Annotated in this window: 14 protein-coding genes; 6 read left to right on the top strand and 8 right to left on the bottom strand. The window is 71.6% G+C overall.

The window, feature by feature from the left end:
* Window positions 1–168: 168 nt before the first annotated feature.
* Window positions 169–3,492 carry a bifunctional lysylphosphatidylglycerol synthetase/lysine--tRNA ligase LysX gene (lysX, locus tag ABD987_RS35475; RefSeq protein ID WP_345404558.1) on the bottom strand — a complete coding sequence of 1,108 codons (3,324 nt, stop codon included), beginning with the start codon at window positions 3,490–3,492 and terminating at the stop codon, window positions 169–171.
* A gap of 271 nt (window positions 3,493–3,763) precedes the next feature.
* On the opposite strand from lysX, the gene panB reads away from it, so the two are divergent.
* On the top strand, window positions 3,764–4,651 hold the full coding sequence (panB, locus tag ABD987_RS35470; RefSeq protein ID WP_345404555.1) for a 3-methyl-2-oxobutanoate hydroxymethyltransferase: 888 nt from the start codon (window positions 3,764–3,766) through the stop codon (window positions 4,649–4,651).
* 236 nt (window positions 4,652–4,887) lie between these two features.
* Here panB and ABD987_RS35465 read toward each other — a convergent pair whose 3' ends face one another.
* Both ABD987_RS35465 and ABD987_RS35460 read right to left on the bottom strand, forming a co-directional pair.
* Window positions 4,888–5,844 (bottom strand): cytochrome c oxidase assembly protein, encoded by a 957-nt coding sequence (locus ABD987_RS35465; protein WP_345404552.1) that lies wholly within the window; start codon window positions 5,842–5,844, stop codon window positions 4,888–4,890.
* A gap of 18 nt (window positions 5,845–5,862) precedes the next feature.
* Entirely contained in the window at window positions 5,863–6,807 is a 945-nt protein-coding gene (locus ABD987_RS35460) for an undecaprenyl-diphosphate phosphatase (protein WP_345404549.1), read from the bottom strand.
* A 215-nt stretch (window positions 6,808–7,022) separates the two neighbouring features.
* Here ABD987_RS35460 and ABD987_RS35455 point away from each other — a divergent pair, with 215 nt between their 5' ends.
* Window positions 7,023–8,000, top strand: a complete 978-nt coding sequence (locus tag ABD987_RS35455) for a right-handed parallel beta-helix repeat-containing protein (RefSeq protein ID WP_345404546.1) — start codon at window positions 7,023–7,025, stop codon at window positions 7,998–8,000.
* Between the two features lie 90 nt (window positions 8,001–8,090).
* Window positions 8,091–9,050 carry a prolyl aminopeptidase gene (gene pip / locus ABD987_RS35450; protein WP_345404543.1) on the top strand — a complete coding sequence of 320 codons (960 nt, stop codon included), beginning with the start codon at window positions 8,091–8,093 and terminating at the stop codon, window positions 9,048–9,050.
* Between the two features lie 89 nt (window positions 9,051–9,139).
* Here the strand turns inward: pip and ABD987_RS35445 are convergent, their stop codons facing one another.
* Window positions 9,140–10,612: a PucR family transcriptional regulator gene (locus ABD987_RS35445; RefSeq protein WP_345404540.1), complete on the bottom strand. Its 1,473-nt coding sequence runs from the start codon at window positions 10,610–10,612 to the stop codon at window positions 9,140–9,142.
* A gap of 106 nt (window positions 10,613–10,718) precedes the next feature.
* On the opposite strand from ABD987_RS35445, the gene gabT reads away from it, so the two are divergent.
* Entirely contained in the window at window positions 10,719–12,071 is a 1,353-nt protein-coding gene (gene gabT / locus ABD987_RS35440; protein ID WP_345404537.1) for a 4-aminobutyrate--2-oxoglutarate transaminase, read from the top strand.
* Window positions 12,068–13,504, top strand: coding sequence for an aldehyde dehydrogenase family protein (locus tag ABD987_RS35435; RefSeq protein ID WP_345404534.1), 1,437 nt, complete (start codon window positions 12,068–12,070; stop codon window positions 13,502–13,504). The genes gabT and ABD987_RS35435 overlap by 4 nt, the downstream gene beginning before the upstream one ends.
* A 223-nt stretch (window positions 13,505–13,727) precedes the next feature.
* Here the strand turns inward: ABD987_RS35435 and ABD987_RS35430 are convergent, their stop codons facing one another.
* A complete protein-coding gene (locus ABD987_RS35430) occupies window positions 13,728–14,504 on the bottom strand; it encodes a helical backbone metal receptor (protein ID WP_345404531.1) in 777 nt (258 codons plus the stop codon).
* 13 nt (window positions 14,505–14,517) lie between these two features.
* Window positions 14,518–15,924, bottom strand: a complete 1,407-nt coding sequence (locus tag ABD987_RS35425; protein ID WP_345404528.1) for an RNB domain-containing ribonuclease — start codon at window positions 15,922–15,924, stop codon at window positions 14,518–14,520.
* 130 nt (window positions 15,925–16,054) lie between these two features.
* On the opposite strand from ABD987_RS35425, the gene ABD987_RS35420 reads away from it, so the two are divergent.
* Complete coding sequence (locus ABD987_RS35420) at window positions 16,055–17,023, top strand: ATP-binding protein (RefSeq protein ID WP_345404525.1); 969 nt, start codon at window positions 16,055–16,057, stop codon at window positions 17,021–17,023.
* Between the two features lie 187 nt (window positions 17,024–17,210).
* Here ABD987_RS35420 and ABD987_RS35415 read toward each other — a convergent pair whose 3' ends face one another.
* Together ABD987_RS35415 and ABD987_RS44645 are read right to left on the bottom strand one after the other, a co-directional pair.
* Window positions 17,211–17,408, bottom strand: a complete 198-nt coding sequence (locus ABD987_RS35415; RefSeq protein WP_345404522.1) for a hypothetical protein — start codon at window positions 17,406–17,408, stop codon at window positions 17,211–17,213.
* Window positions 17,409–17,459: 51 nt separating this feature from the next.
* Entirely contained in the window at window positions 17,460–20,255 is a 2,796-nt protein-coding gene (locus ABD987_RS44645; protein ID WP_378214133.1) for a hypothetical protein, read from the bottom strand.
* Window positions 20,256–20,277 lie beyond the last annotated feature (22 nt).

The raw sequence follows: 20,277 nt of genomic DNA, 5'->3' as shown, positions 1-20,277 counted from the left end.
CGTGTGACACGGATTAATCGCTCGGCGACGACTTTGTGGCGCGTTCGGGTGGGTGGCGCGGCGGTCCGGGAGCGGGGGACCTTTGCTCTCGCCGGACGAGAGCAAGGGACCTTTGCTCTCGTTGTATGCGCGCGCATACAACGGTAGTAAAGGTCCCTTGCTTCTCCGTCAGGTCTGCGGGCGTACGAAGGGGAAGAGCACGGTCTGCCGGATCGAGGCGCCGGTGAGCATCATGAGCAGCCGGTCGATGCCGATGCCGAGCCCGCCGGTGGGCGGCATCCCGTGTTCGAGGGCGAGCAGGAAGTCCTCGTCGAGTTCCATGGCCTCGACGTCCCCGCTCGCCGCGCGCAGAGACTGCGCTTCCAGGCGCCGCCGCTGCTCGATCGGGTCGGTCAGCTCGGTGTAGGCGGTCCCGACCTCGGAGCCGAACGCGATCAGGTCCCAGCGTTCGGCCAGCCGCGGGTCGACGCGGTGCTGACGCGTCAGCGGGGAGACGTCGGTCGGGTAGTCGGTGTAGAAGGTCGGCAACACCGTCGCGCCTTCGACGAGGTGCTCGTGTGCCTTGAGCACCAGGTCGCCGTGCCCGGCGTCCTCGCCGATCGGCACGCCGGCGCGGGCGCACAGCCGCCGCAGCGTCTCCACCGGCGTCCCCGCGTCGATCTCCTCGCCCAGCGCCGCGGACACCGCCTGGTGCACCGGGATCACCGGCCAGTCACCGGAGATGTCGTACTCGGTGAGTTTCCCGTTCGCGCCCGGCCGCCGGACCACCTCCGCGCCGTAGGCCGCGACCGCCGCCTGCTGCACCAGCTCGCGCGTCAGCTTCCGCATGGTGCCGTAGTCGGCGTAGGCCTGGTACGCCTCGAGCATGGTGAACTCGGGGTTGTGCGTCGCGTCGACACCCTCGTTGCGGAAGTTGCGGTTGAGCTCGAAGACCCGCTCCACCCCGGCCACACACAGCCGTTTCAGGTACAGCTCCGGCGCGATCCGCAGGTACATCCGCATGTCATAGGCGTTGATGTGGGTGACGAACGGCCGCGCGTTCGCACCGCCGTGCACCGTCTGCAGCATCGGGGTCTCGACTTCGAGGTAGTCGCGGTGGTGCAGCCGTTCCCGCACCGCGCGCACCACGGTCGACCGCAGCCGCAGCATGGTCGCCGCGTCCGGGTTCACCGCGAGGTCGAGGTAGCGCTGCCGCACCCGCGTCTCCGGGTCGGTCAGGCCCTTTCGCTTGTCCGGCAAGGGATGCAGGCACTTCGCGGTGACCGTCCACTCGTCGACGAGCACGGACAGCTCGCCCCGTTTCGAGGTGATCACCTGGCCGCTCACCCCGACGTGGTCACCGAGGTCGATCCCGGTCCGCCAGCCGGTGAGGTCGAGCACCGACGCGTCGAGCATCAGCTGGATCTCGCCGGAGAAGTCCTTGACCCGCGCGAAACACAGCCCGCCGAGGTTGCGCAGCGCCAGCACGCGGCCGGCCACCCGCACGCGATGTCCGGTGCGCGTGTCCGGGGCGAGGCCGCCGAACTTCTTCACCACGTCGCCGAGCAGGTCGTCCCGCTCGAACCCGACGGGGTAGGGGTCGATGCCCGCCGCGCGGAGCCGGTCGAGCTTCGCCACCCGGACCCGGACCTGTTCGGGGCGCCGGGTTTCCCGGACCTTCGGGCGCGCGGCGTCCTCGTCGATCCGCTTGACCCGCGCGACGAACTCGTCGCTGACGGTCTCCAGCCGCAACGACCGCGTCCCGCGGGTGGGCACGAACCCTTCGAGCGCGCCGGCAACGATGCCGACCCTGGGCAGCCGGCGTGCCGAGGAGTAGCAGAGGAACCGCGGCACCCAGTCCGGCCCGTACTTGGCGTTGGACCGGTACAGCGACTCCAGCTGGAAGAACCGGGACGCGACGCCGAGAACGCCCCGCCAGGCGCGGAGTACCGGGCCCGCGCCGATCCGCTCGCCCTCGGAGAACACCGCGCGGAACATCGCGAAGTTGAGCGAGATCTGTTGCACGCCAAGGTGTTGGCCCGCCGCGACGACCTCGGCGATCAGGTACTCGTTGAGACCGTTCTCGGCGTCCCGGTCGCGCCGCATCAGGTCCAGCGACAGACCGCGACGTCCCCACGGCACGAACGAAAGCAGGCCGCGCAGCTCGCCCCGCGCGTCGTACGCCTCGACCATGACGCTGCGGCCGTCGCTCGGATCACCGAGCCTGCCCAGCGCCATCGAGAACCCGCGCTCGGTCTCGGCGCCACGCCATTGCTGGGCGTGGGCGAGCAACGCGCTCATCTCGTCCGCCGGGATCTCACCGTGGCGACGGACCTGTGAGGTGTACCCGGCGCGTTCGATGCGCTTCACCGCCTGCCGCACCGAGCGGCGCTCCGGGCCGGCGAGGCTGAACTCGCGGATGTCGAGCACCGCTTCGTCGCCGATTTCCAGCGCCCGCAGTCCGGCGTCGGTGTAGACCTTCGCGCCCTGTTCGCTCGCGCCGAGCACGCCGGGAGTCCAGCCGTAGACACGGGTTTCGTCCAGCCACGCGCGGACCGCGTCCGGCCAGGACTCGGGATCACCGATCGGGTCGGCGCTGGCCACGCTGGTGCCGCCGAGGACGCGGTAGGTGACCGCGGCCCGGCCGTTCGAAGAGAACACGACGCTCTTGTCGCGGCGGGTGGCGAAGTAGCCGAGCGAATCGCCCTCGCCGTGCTCGGCCAGCAGGCCGCGCAACCGGAGTTCCTCGTCGTCGGTACGCAGGCGCCTGCTGCGGACGCCGCGGAACAGGGTGTACAGCGCGCCGGTGACCACGGCGGTGGCGCCGATGTCGAGCAGCAGGTTCAGCCAGCCTGGCCCCTCCCCGACCCCGAACCGCTTGAGCTTGATGTTCTCACCCGTCGCGTGGTTGACGACCCAGGCGAAGCGCTCCCAGGCGTCGCCGAGGTGGCCGGGGAACGCCTCACTCAGCGCCCAGCCCAGCACGATCACGGCGGCGAACCCGCCCAGCAGGACCGACAGCCCGTCCCGCCAGGCACTCGGGGCGAGCCGGGCGGGGAAGGCGGGGCGCAGCCGGAGCAGGAAGACGAGCAGTCCGATCGTGACCAGGTCGGCGAGGGTCAGCGCCCACACGTGCCCGGGAATGTGGCGGATCTGCTTGGGGCCCAGCGACAGCAGCTCCGGCCACCACAGCAACAGCGCCTGGAGCACGAGCGTCATGATCAGGCCGCCGACCTGGAACAACACCAGCGTGTAGAGCGCGGCGCGTTTGCGGCGGCGCAGCGCCGCGCCGAGCACGACGAGCAGCAGCACGATGACCAGGCTGGAGTTGGTGGGCACGCTGAACGCGGAGAACAGCATGTCGATGCCGTTCATCGTCCGGCCGTGCGGGCCGTTGGTGATCAGCAGTATCACGGAGAAGACGGCGGCGAGCTGGACGACGGTGGCGATGATGCCGCCGGCTTTGGCCTTCCAGGCGGGCAGGCGCGTGCGCGCGCTCGCAGGGTTTCCCATCTTCGCCTTTCGTGCCCGGACGCCCGTGGTGGCGCCGCGACTGCTCTGTTCCACGTCAGTGAACCGCGCCGGGTTGTCTCCGGGCATCATCCCGAAGTCGGACTGTGCCTGGTCCCAGGGCGGTAGCTCGGTGGTGGGAGCACCGCCACGGGCGTGTGAAGCTGGTCGCACGGCCTTGGGGGTGCCCTCGGCGCGTGTCACGCTTTGACCGTTCAGACTCCACGACCCGGGGACCTCGCACGAGGCCTCGAGGGAAGGACGGTCGACAACGATGTCTACCCCCAGCACCGGATCCGGCGGCTCCAGCGGCGAGGTAGCCGCCCCGTACGGTACCGGCCCGGCACCGGCGCCCTCCGCGCCCGTGCGCAAGATTCGCGTCCATCACCTGCGTGAGCTCAAGGAGCGGGGCGAGCCCTGGCCGATGCTCACCGCCTACGACATGTACACCGCCGCGTTGTTCGACGAAGCCGGGATCCCGGTGCTGCTCGTCGGCGATTCCGCGGCCAACAACGTCTTCGGCTACGACACCTCGCTGCCGGTCACTGTGGACGAACTGCTCCCGCTCGTGCGCTCGGTGACCCGCTCGGTGAAGCGGGCGCTGGTCGTCGCGGACCTCCCCTTCGGCTCCTACCAGCTCTCCCCCGAGCAAGCGCTCTCCACCGCCGTGCGCTTCATGAAGGAGGGCAGGGCGCACGCGGTGAAGCTCGAGGGCGGGCGCCGGTTCGCCCCGCACGTCGAGGCGCTGACCTCGGCGGGCGTACCGGTGATGGGGCACATCGGGTTCACCCCGCAAAGTGAGCACAACCTCGGCGGTTACCGGGTGCAGGGGCGCGGCGAAGCGGCGGAGCTGCTGCTCGCCGACGCGCTGGCGCTGCAGGAGGCCGGGGCGTTCGCGGTGGTGATGGAGATGGTGCCCGCGGAGGCCGCGAAGCGCGTGACGCACGAACTCGCCATCCCGACCGTCGGCATCGGCGCCGGCTCGGACTGTGACGCCCAGGTGCTGGTCTGGCAGGACATGGCCGGCCTGCGGCGCGGGAAGGCACCCCGGTTCGTGAAGCGGTACGCCGACCTCGCGGGCGCGCTCTCGGGCGCGGCCGCGGCCTTCGCCGATGAGGTGCGCCGCGGCGAGTTCCCGGCGCCGGAGCACGAGTTCCACTGAGCGGGCCCGACGGTCCGTGGGGGACGCCCTGAGGGAGTCCAAGTCCCTCGGGGAGGCCCCCACGGAGCGTCCTGACCTGCGAAAAGAGAGCAAGGGACCTTTGCTATCGTTTGGTGGCGCGCGATCGATTAGTGCACTAACCAACGAGAGTAAAGGTCCCTTGCTCCCCTCCGGCGAGAGCAAAGGTCCCTTGCTCCCGCGGTGACGCGGCCCCGGCGTCAGCGTCGGCGGGGTCGTCATCGGCGGCGGAACCTCTCCGCGAGCGCCGGGTCGCTCTCCCACCACAGGCCGCCCGTGGGGGCCTCGCCCGCGTCGGCCTCCTCGTCCAGGCGCGCGTCCACCTCGCGGGCGCGGCGCTCGTCGTCACGGGACCAGCGGACGATCAGCGCGCCGACGAACGGGAGCCCGGCGAGGTCGCCGCCGATCCACAGCACACCGGCGCCGATGATCTGGTCGGTCCTCGGCTCCGGGCCCCAGGTCCGGTGCTGCGCCTCGTAGTGCGCGGGCGCGAGCAGCGGGCCCAGCCAGAGGACGAGACCGAGCGCACCGTCGAGGATGACCTCGGCCAGCGAGATCCACACCGACACCAGGTGCGAGTCCCCGCGCGGGGTCGGGTCGAGCTGGATCCGCGTCCAGAAGTAGCCGAACCCCGCGAGCACCAGCAGCACCCGGACCAGCGCGTCCACAATGGAGGATTCCAGCGTCAGCCCGTACAGCGGGCTCAGGTAGATCAGCAGCGGAGGCGCCGCCAGCATCGCGGTGACCACGAGCGGGAAGGTCAGGATCCGCGCGGCCCGGCCGCGTCCGGCCCGCCGCAGCCGGTCCGCCCACGCGACGGGCACCGCGCGCAGCAGCAGGGTGATCGGGGCGCCCAGCGCCAGCAGCAGCGGCGTCACCATCAGCAGCACGATGTTCTGCACCGCCCGCGTCCAGAACAACGTCGTGTCGTACACCGCGAGGAACGAGCAGGTGACCAGGACTATCGTGACCAGCCCGCCGAGGAACGCCGCGGTGCGCCCCGGCGGCCACCCCTCCTGGCGCCGGGCGGCGCGCAGGTACAGCACGGCGAGCACGAGGACGACGACCACGGCCGGGACGTCGAGGGTCCAGGCCGTCGCCAGCCGGGCGCCGGTGAGCGGTTCGAGTACGGAATTCGCTGCGATGTCGATACCCCAGTGTCCGCTACTATTCATCTGCCGGACACTCCGGGTTCAGATCGAGAAAAAGATCAAGCTGCCGATTCCGGCAACGACACAGTAAATGGCGAACGGCGTCAAAGTGCGCGTTTCAAAGTATTTCACCAGAAAACGGACAGCGACGTACGACGCGATTCCGGCGACGACGCTTCCGACGAGCGCGGGCCCGAGTGAAGCGTGGTTCTCCGGGCGGAACAGCGAGGGCATCTTCAGCACACCGGCCGCGAGGATCACCGGCGTGGCGAGCAGGAAGGCGAACCGCGCGGCGTCCTCGTGGTTCAGCCCGCGCCGCAACCCGGCGACCATGGTGATGCCCGAGCGGCTGATGCCGGGGAACAGCGCCAGGATCTGGGCCGAGCCGATGAGTATCGCCTCGCCGACCCTCAGCTTCGACAGGCGGACGTCGGCGACCTCCTCGGCCGAGACCGCCCGCATCACGATGGTCTCCTCCGCCGAGAAGTCGATTGTCTTCTCGGATCGCGAATCCGCTGGTGCGACAGTCTTTTTGGGCCGGGAGAAGCGCTCGGCGGCGTAGAGCACACCGCCGTTGAGCGCGAGGAAGATCGCAGCCGGGACCGGCTTGCCGAGGAAGTCCCGCAGCAGCCCCTCCAGCAGCAGTCCGGCGAGCCCGACGGGGATCGTCGCCAGCACGAGCAGCCAGGCGAGCCGCTGGTCGGCCGTGCTGACCTCGCGGTACCGGATCGACGTCCACAGCCCGCCGATGATGCGCACCCAGTCGCGCCAGAAGAAGATCACCAGCGCCAGCGCGGTCGCCACGTGCATCGCCACGAGCACGGCGAGATACGGCGAATCCTTGCCGATGCTCAGATCCTGCCCCCATTGCCCGCCGACCAGCGCGGGCAGCAGGATGCTGTGCCCCAGACTGGACACCGGAAACAATTCCGACACCCCTTGCAAAGCGCCGACGACAATCGCCTCGACATAGGTAACCGCGGACATTCCGGGCCTCTCTGGTGTACGCCAGGACAATTCCCCGAAAGAAAAGTACCGAGCGCCGAGTTAGCCCTAGGCAAGGGCCCCACCGAGCGTGTGAACCCTCACTCGTTCATATACATGAACGCAAAACACGTACTTGACTACCGTTCGGCGGGTGACCTAGCGTCTACGGCACGCCGCGATACCCACCTTTCGCCCCCTCGAACGGGAGAAACGAGATGCGTGTTCGTGAGCGGATTCTGGCCACCACGGCAGGAACCGTCGTACTGCTGTCCCTGCTCACCCCGGCCGCGTCCGCCGCGACGGTCAAGGTCGCGAACTCCGCGGAGCTGAAGAACGCACTGTCCACAGTGGCCCCCGGCACGACGATCGAGCTCGCCGCGAACACCACGTTCAGCGGCAACTTCAAGGCGTCCCGCAGCGGCACCGCGAGCGGCCGCGTCACGCTGACCGGCCCGCGCAGCGCGGCGCTCTCCGCGTCGGGCGGCCGCACGTTCGAGCTCACCGGCAGCTACTGGACGCTTTCCGGGTTCTCGGTCACCGGCGGACAGAAGGGTGTGATGGCGCTCGGGGTGCACAACACGGTGGTCGACGGCCTGAAGGTCTCCGGTCTCGGGCACGAGGCCATCCACTTCCAGCACGGCAGCACCGACAACGTCGTGCGGAACAACGAGATCAGCGACACCGGCAAGGAGTACGGCGGCTACGGCGAAGGCATCTACTTCGGCTCCGCCAAGAGCAACTGGCCCGGCGGGCAGCCCGACCGCAGTGACCGCAACAAGGCGCTCGACAACAGGATCGGCCCGAACGTGCGGGCCGAGGCCATCGACGTCAAGGAAGGCACCACCGGCGGCGAACTGCGCGGCAACACCTTCGACGGCACCGGTCAGAGCGGGGAGAACTACGCCGACAGCTTCGTCGACATCAAGGGCAACAACTACGTGATCGCCGACAACAAGGGCAGCAGGGTGTTCGTGCACGACGCCGAGTACGGCGGCTTCGAAGTGCACGTCCAACTGGACGGCTGGGGCCAGAACAACACCTTCTCCGGCAACGTCTCCGACCCGCGGGCGCAAAGCGCTTACGGCTACTACGTCGTGAAGGCCGCCCAGGCCACTACCAAGGTCTGCGCGAGCAACAAGGCGACGAACGCCGGCAAGGGATTCGCGAACGTCACCCCGACGGCGGGGTGCTGACGCGATCGAAGACCGGGGGCCCGCTCAGCCCGGCGGCGGGGGCGGGCCCCCACCCTTCGTCGCACTGTCCCGCTGGGGCACAGTGAGGCCATGGACGATCTCTACCCGCCGCTGGCCCCGCACGCCCAGGGCATGCTCGACGTCGGTGACGGCCACCGGATCCACTGCGAGCAGGCGGGCAACCCGGACGGCAAGCCCGTGGTGGTCCTGCACGGCGGACCCGGCAGCGGAATCGCGCCGCTGACCCGGCGGCACTTCGACCCCGGGGCCTACCGGATCGTCCTGTTCGACCAGCGCGGCGCCGGCCGCAGCACCCCGCACATCGGCGAGGACGGCGTCGATCCGGCCACGAACACCCTGTGGCACCTGGTCGCGGACATGGAACTGCTGCGCGAACGGCTCGGTATCGACCGGTGGCAGGTCTTCGGCGGCTCGTGGGGCGCGACACTCGCGCTCGCCTACGCCGAGAAACACCCCGAGCGGGTCAGCGAACTCGTGCTGCGCGGCGTGTTCACCGTCCGGCGCGGTGAGCTCGACTGGCTCTACGGCGGCGGTGCGGCGAACCTGTTTCCGAAGGAATGGGAAGACTTCCTGGCGCCGGTGCCCGCGGATCGCCGCGACGACCCGATCGCCGCGTACGCGGAACTCGTCCACGACCCCGATCCCGCGGTGCGCGAACGCGCCGCGCTCGCCTGGAGCGTCTGGGAGGGCGCGACGGTTTCCCTGTTCCCCCAGGAATCCTTCGTCCGCCAGTACTCGGAGCCGAAGTTCGCGCTGACCTTCGCGCGCCTCGCGCTGCACTACTTCAGCCATGGCGCCTGGCTCGAAGAGGGACAGCTCATCCGCGACGCGGGCAGGCTCGCGGGCATCCCCGGTGTCATCGTGCAGGGCCGCTACGACGCCGTCTGCCCGCCCGCGACGGCGTACGCGCTGCATCGCGCGTGGCCGGGTTCGCGGTTGCGCCTGATCGAAGGCGCCGGGCACGCGGTGAACGACCCCGGCGTGCTGGCGGCGTTGCGCGCGGCCACCGACGGGTTCCGGCCGCGCTAGCCCCGGCCCGCGCGTGCTGAAGGACGCTTTCAGTGCATCCAGCGCACTGAAGGCGTCCTTCAGCACGCCCAACGCATCGAAGGCGTCCTTCAGCACACTTGCAGGGCGAGCCAGAGTTCGGCGCGGACACCCGGGGAATCCAGCGATCGGCCGGTGAGTTCCTCGACCTTGCGCATCCGGTTGCGGAGGGTGTGCCGGTGCACGCCGAGGCGCGCGGCGGCGCCGTCCCACTGCCCGTGGTGTTCGAGCCAGCAGCGCAGGGACGCGACGAGCTCGCCGCGCCCGGTCTCGTCGTGCTGACGCAGCGGGGCGAGCATCCTGGCCGCAAACGCTTGCGCCACCCCGGGTTCGACCAGCTCCAGCAGTTCGGCCCCGACGTGCTCGGCGTGCCGGACGAGCGGGACGCGTCGTTCCCGCGCCGTCGACGCCGCGTGCTCGGCCCGGTCCACCGCGGTCCCGAAGTCCACAAGGGACACCCGCTCGACGAGCCCGGCGTGCAGGCCGCCGATCCGGGCCGCGACGGCGAGCACCTGGTCCCGCCGGTCCTCCGCGCCGAAGACCAGCACCGAAGATCCCGAATGCGCGAAGAACACGTTTTCGGCGACGGTGTCGGCGTCGAGGGTGTCGTGCAGTGCCCGCCGCGCGGTTGCCTGGCCGGCGAAGGCGAGCACCGACCATGGTGGCTCCGGCGCGCCGCCCCACACCGTCGCCAGCACGCCGAGCGCGAGGTCCCCCTGCCCGGCGGCCAGCAGCCCGACGAGGCCGGTGCGCAGGTCGCGCAGCGCCGCGCTCTGCGCGCGGTTCTGTTCCAGGGCAAGGGAAAGCAGGGACACCGCGGCGTTCACGATGTGCTGGCCCGCGGTGTCGAGCGGCCCGTCGGTGCCCACCGCGAGCACACCGCGGGTCCGGGTGTCGAGCGTCTGCAGCGCGACCTCGTACTCCCCCAGCGCGGTCAGCCGCGTCCCCGCCCGGAGCCGGTCCAGCTCGGCACGCAGTTCCCCGGCGTGCCCGCGTGCCGAGGACGGGGCGGCCTCGACGACGGAGCCCGAGGCGTCGAAGAGCAGCACCCAGCCGTCGACGAGCCGGGCCAGCCTGCGCACGACCCCGCCCACCCCCGACTTCCCGACCGCGGTGCGGGTCAGCTCCTGCTGCCCGCGTTCGGTGCGGACCAGCGCGGCGTACTCGTCGGCGGCCACCGCGCGGGAGACGGCGCGGGTGATCGCGATGAACGGGGTCCGCCGCGGCACCTCCAGCACCGGCAGCCCGATCTCGGCGGCGGCGCCGACCAGCGCGTCCGGCACCCGCTCGTGGCTCAGCCCGATGCCGAAGCCGAGCCCGGCGGCACCCGCGTCGACCAGCCCGCGGGCGTAGCCGGGCGAGGTTCGCTCGTCCAGCGCGAGCCCCGTGGTCAGCAGCAGTTCGCCGCCTTCGAGGAAGGCGCGTGGATCGAGCAGCTCGGTCGGGTGCACCCAGCCGATCGGCCGGTCGAGGGCGGCTTCCCCGGCCAGCACGCGCAGGCCGAGCGCGCGCTCGGCGGCCAGGTCGCGCAGGGTGAGTGCCATAGTGTCCAATTCTACCGCTCAAATTGGACAGTTCGGCCAGCTGACGACGGGACCTCGGGGACTCATCCTGAGGACGCACCCATCCCCGCGACGCAGGAGTTCCGCCGTGACCGTCACCGAGGCCGGGCCCCAGGCCCCGGCACCCCAGCAACGCAGGCTGCGCACCGAGATCCCCGGCCCCGCCTCGCGGGAGTTGCAGGAACGCCGCGGCGCCGCGGTGGCCGCCGGGGTCAGTTCCGTGTTGCCCGCCTACATCACCTCGGCCAGCGGCGGGCTGCTCACCGACGCCGACGGCAACGTGCTGATCGACCTCGGCTCCGGGATCGCGGTGACCAGCGTCGGCCACTCCGCGCCCGCGGTGGTGGACCGCGTCCGCAAGCAGGCGTGCTGGTTCACGCACACGTGCTTCATGGTGACCCCGTACGAGGGCTACGTGGAGGTGTGCGAGGCGCTGGCGGAGCTCACGCCCGGCGACCACGCGAAGAAGTCGGTGCTGTTCAACTCCGGCGCCGAGGCGGTGGAGAACGCGGTGAAGATCGCCCGCGTGGCCACCGGCCGCCAGGCCGTCGTGGTGTTCGACCACGCCTACCACGGCCGCACCAACCTCACCATGGCGCTGACCGCGAAGTCCGTGCCGTACAAGCACGGATTCGGCCCGTTCGCGCCGGAGGTCTACCGCGTGCCGGGCTCGTACCCCTACCGCGACGGGCTGTCCGGCGAGGAGGCCGCGCGGATCGCGATCGACCGGATCGCCAAGCAGATCGGCGGCGACCAGGTCGCGGCCGTGGTCATCGAGCCGATCCAGGGCGAGGGCGGGTTCATCGAGCCGGCGCCGGGATTCCTGCCCGCACTCTCGCGCTGGTGCACCGAGAACGGCGTGGTGTTCGTCGCCGACGAGGTGCAGACCGGGTTCTGCCGCACCGGCGAGTGGTTCGCCTCCTCGCACGAAGAGGTCGTGCCGGACCTCGTCGCCACGGCCAAGGGCATCGCGGGCGGGCTGCCGCTGGCCGCGGTGACCGGCCGCGCCGAACTGCTCGACGCCGTCGCGCCGGGCGGGCTCGGCGGCACCTACGGCGGTAACCCGATCGCCTGCGCCGCCGCGCTCGGCTCGATCGAGACGATGCGCGCGGAAAACCTGGCCGACTCGGCGCGACGCGTCGAGCACACGGTGCTCCCGCGGCTGCGCGCGCTGGCGGAGGAGACCGGGATCATCGGCGACGTCCGGGGACGCGGCGCGATGCTCGCCGCGGAGTTCGTCAAGCCGGGCACGAACGAGCCGGACGCCGCGGCGACCCAGCGCGTCGTGAAGACCTGCCACGCCGCCGGTGTCGTGGTGCTGACCTGTGGCACGTACGGCAACGTCGTCCGGCTGCTCCCGCCGCTTTCGCTCTCGAACGACCTGCTCGACGAGGGCCTTTCCGTACTCGAATACGCCGTTCGCCTGGAGGCCTCGCGATGAGCACCACCACCGTTCCGTTCTGGGTCGCCGGGAAACCGGTGACGAGCGAGCAGACCGCCGTCGTCCGGCACTCCTTCGACGACAGCGAGGCCGGTGTCCACTTCGTACCGTCCTCTTCGGACATCGAGACCGCGGTTCAGGCCGCGCACGACGTCGCCGAGGAGTTCGCGACGCTGCCCGCGCACGTCCGGGCGAGCGCGTTGGACCACGTGTCCCGAACCTTGGGTGAGCGGTCCGAAGAGCTGGCTCGGCTGATCACGGCCGAGTCGGGCAAGCCGCTGAAGTGGGCGCGCGGCGAGGTCGGGCGCGCGGTGTCGACGTTCCGGTGGGCCGCCGAGGAGGCGCGGCGCTTCTCCGGCGAGTTGCAGCGGCTGGACACCGACCCCGGCGGGACCGGGCGGCTCGCGCTCGTCCGGCGGGTGCCGCGCGGGCCGGTGCTGGGCATCACGCCGTTCAACTTCCCGCTGAACCTGGTGGCGCACAAGGTCGCCCCCGCGATCGCGGTCGGCGCGCCGATCGTGCTCAAGCCCGCGCCCGCGACGCCGCTGACCGCGCTGGCGCTCGGCGAGATCCTCGCGGAGACGGACCTGCCCGCCGGGAGCTGGTCGATCCTGCCGACCGACAACGAGGCCGCGGCCGCGCTGGTGGCCGATCCCCGGCTGCCGGTCGTGTCGTTCACCGGCTCAGTGCCGGTCGGCTGGGGCATCCGCGACAGCGTGCCGCGCAAGCACGTCGCGCTGGAGCTGGGCGGGAACGCGGCCGTGCTCGTCTGTCCCGATTGGACGGACCTGGACTTCGCGGCGCAGCGCATCGCGACGTTCGCGATGTACCAGGCCGGGCAGTCGTGCATCTCGGTGCAGCGCGTGTACGCGCACGCGGACGTCTTTGACGCGCTTCAGGAGAAGGTGCTGGAGCAGGTGCGCGCCCTGGGCACCGGCGACCCGCGCGCGGACGGCGTCGACGTCGGCCCGCTGATCAACACCGCCGCCGCCGCGCGCGTGGAGTCGTGGGTCTCCGACGCGGTCGCGGCTGGGGGCTCGCTGCTCGCCGGCGGCGCCCGCGACGGCGCGACCGTGGAGCCGACGGTGCTCACGGACGTGCCGGAGGACGCCTCGGTGATGGCCGAGGAGGTGTTCGGGCCGGTGGTGTCGCTGACGCGGGTTTCGTCGGTGGACGAGGGTGTGCGGCTGATCAACGCGTCGCGGTTCGGGTTGCAGGCGGGCGTGTTCACCCGCGACCTGCCGACCGCGTTCGACGTCTCCGCGCGGCTGGCGGTCGGCGGCGTGCTGGTCGGCGACGTGCCGAGCTTCCGGGCCGACCAGATGCCCTACGGCGGGGTCAAGGACTCCGGCGTCGGGCGGGAGGGCCCGGCCTCGGCGATGGCCGACTTCACCGAAGAGCGCGTCACGGTGCTGACCGGCCTGACGCTCTGATTCTCGGGGACGGTCTCTGAAGGCCACCTTGAGAGCGTCTGAGTCCCTCAAGGTGGCCTTACCGGCGTCCGGAGGAGGAGCAAGGGACCTTTGCTCTCGTCCGGTGGCGCGCGATCGATTAGCGTACTAACCAACGCTAGCAAAGGTCCCTTGCTCTCTTTCCGCAGGTCAAGGCGCTCCGTGAATGCCACATTGAGGGACTCTGAGTCCCTCAATGTGGCATTCACGGACCTTCGAGCGCGGCCGTGAGCGACGCGTGGGCCTCGACGAGCGACGGGCCGTACCAGGTGAGGTGGCGGCCGGAGACCAGCGCGTACGGCGCTCCCGGGAACGCCTCGGGCCCGTCGTCGGCGGTGAACTCGTACGGCTCGTCGGGGAGCACGAGCAGGTCCGCGTCGGCGGTGAAGTGGGCGCGGAGTTCCTCGATGTCCGGGCGCGGATAGCGCTCCGGATCGTGGTCGTAGACGTTGGCGACGCCGATCCGGCGCAGCACGTCACCGCCGAAGGTCTCCCGGCCGAGCACGATCCACGGCTTCCGCCACACCGGCACCACCGCGCGGAAGCGCACGGGCGCGACCTCGCGCCACACCTCCTCGGACTCGACCAGCCAGTCCGGTTCGTCGAGCCGGTAGGCCTGGGTGAGCAGGCGGCGCAGCGAGCCGAGCGCGGCGGGCACCGTCGCGGCGGCGGCCATCACCCACACCGGGACACCGTTGGCACGCAGCCGGGCCACGTCCTCCGGCCGGTTCTCCTCGGAGTTGGCGAGCACCAGGTCCGGCCGCAGATCCAGGACACGGTCCAGTTTCGGGTACTTGGAACCGCCGACCCTCGGTACGTCCACAGTGGACGGATGGGTGCAGTAGTCGGTCGCCCCCGCCAGCAGCCCCGGCGCGCTCACCTCGACGGCTTCGGTCAGCGAGGGAACCAGCGACACGACACGGGAGGGCGGCCCCTCCAGCGGGACCGTCTCCCCCAGATCGTCGAACAGTTCCAGCCTCATGCGATCGCCTCGCTCATGCCCGCTCGAACGACACCTTCCGTTTCTCGACGTCGACCGCGGTCAGCCGCACGGCGATCCGCTCGCCCTCGGGGAACTTCTCCCCGGCGCACTTCGCCATCACCGGCGGATCCTCCACCAGGATCTCGGCCCTGGTCTCCTCGGCACGCAGCACGACCGCGCCGAACTCGCCGCCGACGCGCTCGGCGAGCACCCACGCCTCGACCTGGTCGATGCAGGCGCGTTCGACCCTCGCGGCGAGCAGGTCGGACGCGGTCATCAGCTCGGGTACCTCGCCGAGCGCGGCCCGGACCCAGCCCGGCACCTCGCGCCCCGCGGTGACCGCGAGGCAGATCTCCGTCGCGAACCGGTCGACCAGTCGCCGGATCGGCGCGGTCACGTGCGCGTACGCGCCACCGATCCCGGCGTGCGTGGTCAGCGCGGGCAGTTCCCCGTCGAACGCGGTGTACCCGGCGCCGCGCAGCAGGCGCGTCGTGTCGGCGTAGAGCGCCATCGACGCGGGTTTCCCGGGATCGAGCGTGGCGAGGAACTCCGAAACGGTGGCCTCCGCGGGCCAGGCGATGCCGAGGGCGTCGGCGGAGCGGCGCAGCCACTCGACCGCGGTTCCGTCCGGATCGGGCAGCGTCCGCAGCACCCCGACCCCGGCCTCGATCATGATCTTCGCCGCGGCCATCCCGGTGAGCAGCGAGATCTCCGCGTTCCAGCCCTCGACGGAGTTGCGCGGGCGCTGGGCCAGCGCCCAGCCGCCGTCGGGATCGCCGTTGATCTCCTGCTCGGGCAGTTGCAGCTCGATCGCGCCGCGCCGGATCGCCAGCTCCCGGCGCAGCCTGCCGATCTCGGGCAACGCCGCCACCGAGGGGTGCGGGGTGCCCGCGTCGAGCGCGGCCTGCACGGTCTCGTAGTCGAACTGCTCGGTGGATCGCACCAGCGCGCGGCGGACGGTCGTCGCCGTCGGCTCCCCGATGCCGTCGGTCTCGATCGTCCACAGCACCGCGGGCCGGATCTCGCCGGGCAACAGGCTCGCGGCGCCCTCGGACAGCACCGGCGGGTGCAGCGGGACGTTGCCGTCGGGCAGGTACATCGTCTGGCCGCGGCGGCGCGATTCGCGGTCGAGCGCGCCCCCTGGCCGGACGAACGCGGCGAGGTCGGCGATGGCGTAGTGCACGCGGAACCCGGCACGGGTCCGCTCGATCAGCACGGCCTGGTCGAGGTCCTTCGAGCCCGGCGGGTCGATGGTGACCAACGGCAGGTGCGTGGCGTCCTCCCGCGCCGCGGCGGAGGCGAGCGGATCGAGGACGGCGGCCTCCGCCTCGGCGAGGACGTCCGGGCCGAACGACTCCGGCAGCACGAACTCCGCCCGGAGGCGGGCGAAATCCCCTCCGGCCGCAGGTGTCCTGATCACGAGTGGAGGCACCACACAACACTATCCCGCACCCGGCACCGTGATCGCCCGTTCGGGCGCGGCCGGACGGGTGTACGTTGACCCCCTGTATGCAATGAAAACCGATACCATCTTCAGAAAGGGTCCGGCCGTGAAGATCGCGTTCGTCGGCAAGGGCGGGAGCGGAAAGACCACCCTGTCGTCCCTGTTCGTCGCGCACCTCGCCGCCACCGGCAAGCCGGTACTGGCGATCGACGCCGACATCAACCAGCACCTCGCGGTGGCGCTGGGCGCGACCGAGGAGGAAGCGCTGGCCTGGCCGACGCTGGGCGACAACATGGCGCTGATCAAGGAGTACCTGCGCGGTGACAACCCGCGTGTCCCCGACGTCGCGGTGATGATCAAGACCACGCCGCCCGGCCGCGGTTCGCGGCTGGTCACCCCGTTCGAGGACAACCCGATCACCGAGGCCTGCTTCCGGCAGCTCGGCGGCGTGCGGCTCGGTGTCACCGGGCAGTTCGACGAGGACGATCTGGGCGTCGCCTGCTACCACTCCAAGGTCGGCGCGGCCGAACTGCTGCTCAACCACATGATCGACGTCGAGGGCGAATACGTCGTCATGGACATGACCGCCGGGGCCGACGCGTTCGCCTCCGGGCTGTTCACGCGGTTCGACGTGACGTTCCTGGTGTGCGAACCGACCGTGCGCAGCGTCGGCGTGTACCGGCAGTACGCGGACTACGCGCGCGACTTCGGGGTGCGGCTCGTGGTGGTCGGCAACAAGGTGACCGACGCCGAAGACGTCGACTTCCTGCGCGAGCAGGTCGGCGAGGCGCTGCTGGGCTGGCTGGAGAACTCGCGGCACGTACGGGCCGCCGAGCGGGGTACCACGCGGCCGATCGGCGAACTCGAACCGCACAACCTGGCCACCCTGGACGCGATGCTCGCGACCGTGGACGCCGAGCAGCGCGACTGGGCGCGGTACCAGCGCCAGGGCGTTGAGTTCCACCTGCGCAACGCGCGCGCCTGGGGCAGCGGCCGCGCCGGAGCCGACCTCGCCGAGCAGGTCGACCCCGGCTTCGTGCTCGCTCCGCCCGCGCTGGCCACCCAGGACGCCTGAGCCCCGCGACAACGCCTGAGGTGAAGCAAGGGACCTTTGCTAGCGTCCGGTGGCGCGCGATCGATTAGTGCGCTAACCAACGAGAGCAAAGGTCCCTTGCTCCCGTCCGGCGACAGTAAAGGTCCCTCGCTCCCGTCCGGCGGTAGCAAAGGTCCCTTGCTCCGCTTTCGGCGGTGGTGAGGCGGTGTCAGTCGTCGTTCCAGGCGGCGTCGGCCGCGTCGGCCGAGCGGGTGCGTTCGCGGGCGATTTCGAGGGCGCGGCGAGCGGTCGCCTCGTCCGGGTAGGGGCCGAGCAGATCGGCGCTGCGGCTGCGTTCGAGGTGCTCGACCTCGTTCGTACGGGTGTTGTAGTACCAGCCCGGATCGGGGTTCGGGTCCTTAACCATGGTCCAAGCGTGACACCGGCGAAGCCCGCTGTCACGACGAACCCGCCGCGGTCACCGCCGGTAGCGGTAGGGGATCTCGGTCGGGTCCCCGGTCGGCCCGAACTCGGCGACCTCCTGGTTCTGGGCGCCTTCCTGGGCGTTTTCGAACTCGTCGAACCAGCCCCGGTCCGTGCTGGGCCCCTGGCGGGAGGGCTGCGGCAGCGGAGGCGGCGCGGCCGACGGCTGCGGCAGGCCGGACGGTGGCGTGCCCGGCGCCGGGGACGGCGGGGTCATCGGGGCGGATTCACGGCCGGGAAAGACCGGCAGATCCGACGCCGGGGGCACCGTGGGCGGCACCGGGACGGAGCCCTGACCGGGGAAAACCGGCAGCGCGGGAGTACGAGGCCGCGCGGGTGGCTCCGGATACGCGGAGTCACGGCCGGGGAACACCGGAAGCGGAGTGCCGCCGCTCCGCGCATCCGAGCCGGGCTCGGGGTGCCGCGGCGCCGCGCCGGGCTCCAGAGTGTTCCGGACGGCGGGTGCCGGATCCTGCGTGGGCAGGGTGCCGGGGTCCGAGGTGGTGTCGTTCCGTGCGTCCGCGGCGGCGCCGCCGGGCGAGGTGGCACCTGGCCGGACACCGGGATCGCCGAATGCCGACGTCTCGTCTGCGGAGCCGTACTTCTCCGGGGCGGCGGCTCCGGTGTCCGATGTGGACGGAAGAGGCGGCGGGCCGGTACCCGCGTCCGCGTCCCGCACGACCTTGTCGGGGACCGGCTGTGTCTGGTCCGGACCGTGCGACGGCGCGGGCGCGGGGTCGGCCTGCTGGGCCGAGGGCTCCTCCGGCGCGGGGGACGTGCCCTCGTCGGAAGCGGGCGAGGACGACGCGGGCCCGGCCTCGGACGGGGCCGCCGGGGGCGCGATGACCGCCGCCCACCGCCTGCCCGCGCCCGGCTCGGCCGGAGCACCCCAGACCTGTGACGGCGCGCTTCCCGGTGCCAGCGCGGATGGCGGCTCGACCGGGAAGGGCGGCTGTTTCGGGCTTTCCGTCGGCGGGTCGGCGGGCCGCGACATCGACGGCGGGCCGGACGGTGACGACGCGGGCTCCTGCGCTTCCGAAGCCTGCGACGCGGACGGTCGGGTCCCAGGAACCTGCCCGCCGTTCTGCCCCGCCTCGGGCACCTGAGCGTCCGGCAGCCGGTCTTCCGGCGCCTGCGTCCCAGCCGATTCCGCTCCCGCGGTCGGCCGTGTCCCCGGCTGCTGGTTCCCGGGATCCTGCTCGCCGGACGGCTCCGCTCCGGGAGCCCGCGTACCCGACGCCTCCGCCCCGCCGGACGGCTCCGCAGCCCGCGCACCGAACTGCTCCGCGCCGGACAGCCGAGTACTGAACTGCTCCGACCCGGGAACCGGCACACCGGACGACGGGGGCGCGGAAGCCTGCGTGTCGGCCGACTGAGTATCAGGCCGCTCCGCATCCGACGGCTGCGCACCGACAGCCTGCGCACCGAACTGGCCCGCACCGGACCGCTGGGCACCTGACGTCTCCGGCCCGGAGATGGGCGCCCCGGGAGCCGGTGTGCCGGGCGGCTGAGCATCAGGCCGCTCCGCTCCGGAAACCTGCCCACCCGACGACGGCGATCCTGGAGCGGACGACCCGGATGGCGGAGTTCCGGCCACCCACGCACCGGATTGTTCCGCGCCGGCCGACTGACTTCCGGACGATTGTCCGCCAGGAGTCCACGCTCCCAGCGGCGGTGTCCCGGACGATCGCGTGTCCAGGGCCTGCGCACCCGACAACCCCGGAACCGGCACACCGGACGACGGTGTCCTGGGCGCCTGTGCGTCGGGAAGCGGGCTACCGGGCTGCCCTGTTCCAGGCTGCCAGTTGCCGGACGGCTGCGCCCCGGGGACCTGCCCACCCGGCGACAGCGGCTCGAACAACGGTGCCCCCGGAACCTGCGTCCCGGACGACGCTCCCGACGAGTTCACCCCGGGTAGCGGAGGCTCGGGCTGTTGGCTCGCCGATGGCGGGAATCCGGACGGCGGCGCCGTGAACGGCTGCGACATGGGCTGCTGAACGCCGGACGACGGCGTCGCGGACGGCTGGCCACCAGGGTGCTGCGGCCCGGTCGGCTGAGGTCCGGACGAGGGCGGCACGGGCGGCTGGGGTTCCGGCTGCGGGGCCCCCGGGGAGTGCGATCCGGACGGCTGTGGCCCCGAATGCGGTGGCCCCGAATGCTGAGGTCCCGGCGGCCCGGAATGCCCTGGCCCGGCGTGCTGCGGCCCGGGCGGCTGGGGAACGGTCCGCCAGACCGGTGCCGGGCCGATGTTCATCGGCGCGGGCGCGCGGCCGCGGTCCGGCTCCACCGGGACCGCCTGCTCGGCCACGGGCGGACGCGCGGCGGCCCGGGGAATCGGGTCGAGGCAGGACACCAGCACGGTGGTGTTGTCCGGGTCCTCGACGCGGCGCCCGCTGCGTTCCCGGTAGGTCATCTCGCCTTCGGCGTCCATCTCGACCAGGTACCCGGCCTCGGCGAGCTGTTCCTCGTCCAGGTCGACGAGCCGTTCGTACCGGGAGGGCACCACCCGGTAGATCGGCCACGCGAGGCGCGCGTTCTCGTGGTGGAACTGCGCCAGCAGCGCGGCCATCTGCTGCTGCCACGGCAGTGACATGTTCTCGGCGAGCGAACGCGGCAATACGACGTAGCCCGCGTCGACACCCGGCCAGCCCTGGGTCAGCTGGTCGGCCAGCGGGGTGCTGGAGGCGGGACGCTGGTGTGTCGGCGGCTGCGGTGTGCCGAACAGCGCGCTCGGGTCCTGGCCGCCGGTGTCCGCCGGCGCCTTGCCTCGCTTGCCGAATTTCCGTGCCACGTCTTCATCCTCTGTCAGTGCG

The sequence above is a fragment of the Amycolatopsis samaneae genome (assembly GCF_039541975.1).
GTDB lineage: Bacteria > Actinomycetota > Actinomycetes > Mycobacteriales > Pseudonocardiaceae > Amycolatopsis > Amycolatopsis samaneae.
This window is presented reverse-complemented; position numbering and strand designations above follow the sequence as displayed.

Coding starts and splice junctions, on each gene's coding strand:
- lysX (WP_345404558.1), bottom strand. CDS start 3,492: ATGGGAAACCCTGCGAGCGCGCGCACGCGCCTGCCCGCCTGGAAGGCC.
- panB (WP_345404555.1), top strand. CDS start 3,764: ATGTCTACCCCCAGCACCGGATCCGGCGGCTCCAGCGGCGAGGTAGCC.
- ABD987_RS35465 (WP_345404552.1), bottom strand. CDS start 5,844: ATGAATAGTAGCGGACACTGGGGTATCGACATCGCAGCGAATTCCGTA.
- ABD987_RS35460 (WP_345404549.1), bottom strand. CDS start 6,807: ATGTCCGCGGTTACCTATGTCGAGGCGATTGTCGTCGGCGCTTTGCAA.
- ABD987_RS35455 (WP_345404546.1), top strand. CDS start 7,023: ATGCGTGTTCGTGAGCGGATTCTGGCCACCACGGCAGGAACCGTCGTA.
- pip (WP_345404543.1), top strand. CDS start 8,091: ATGGACGATCTCTACCCGCCGCTGGCCCCGCACGCCCAGGGCATGCTC.
- ABD987_RS35445 (WP_345404540.1), bottom strand. CDS start 10,612: ATGGCACTCACCCTGCGCGACCTGGCCGCCGAGCGCGCGCTCGGCCTG.
- ABD987_RS35435 (WP_345404534.1), top strand. CDS start 12,068: ATGAGCACCACCACCGTTCCGTTCTGGGTCGCCGGGAAACCGGTGACG.
- ABD987_RS35430 (WP_345404531.1), bottom strand. CDS start 14,504: ATGAGGCTGGAACTGTTCGACGATCTGGGGGAGACGGTCCCGCTGGAG.
- ABD987_RS35415 (WP_345404522.1), bottom strand. CDS start 17,408: ATGGTTAAGGACCCGAACCCCGATCCGGGCTGGTACTACAACACCCGT.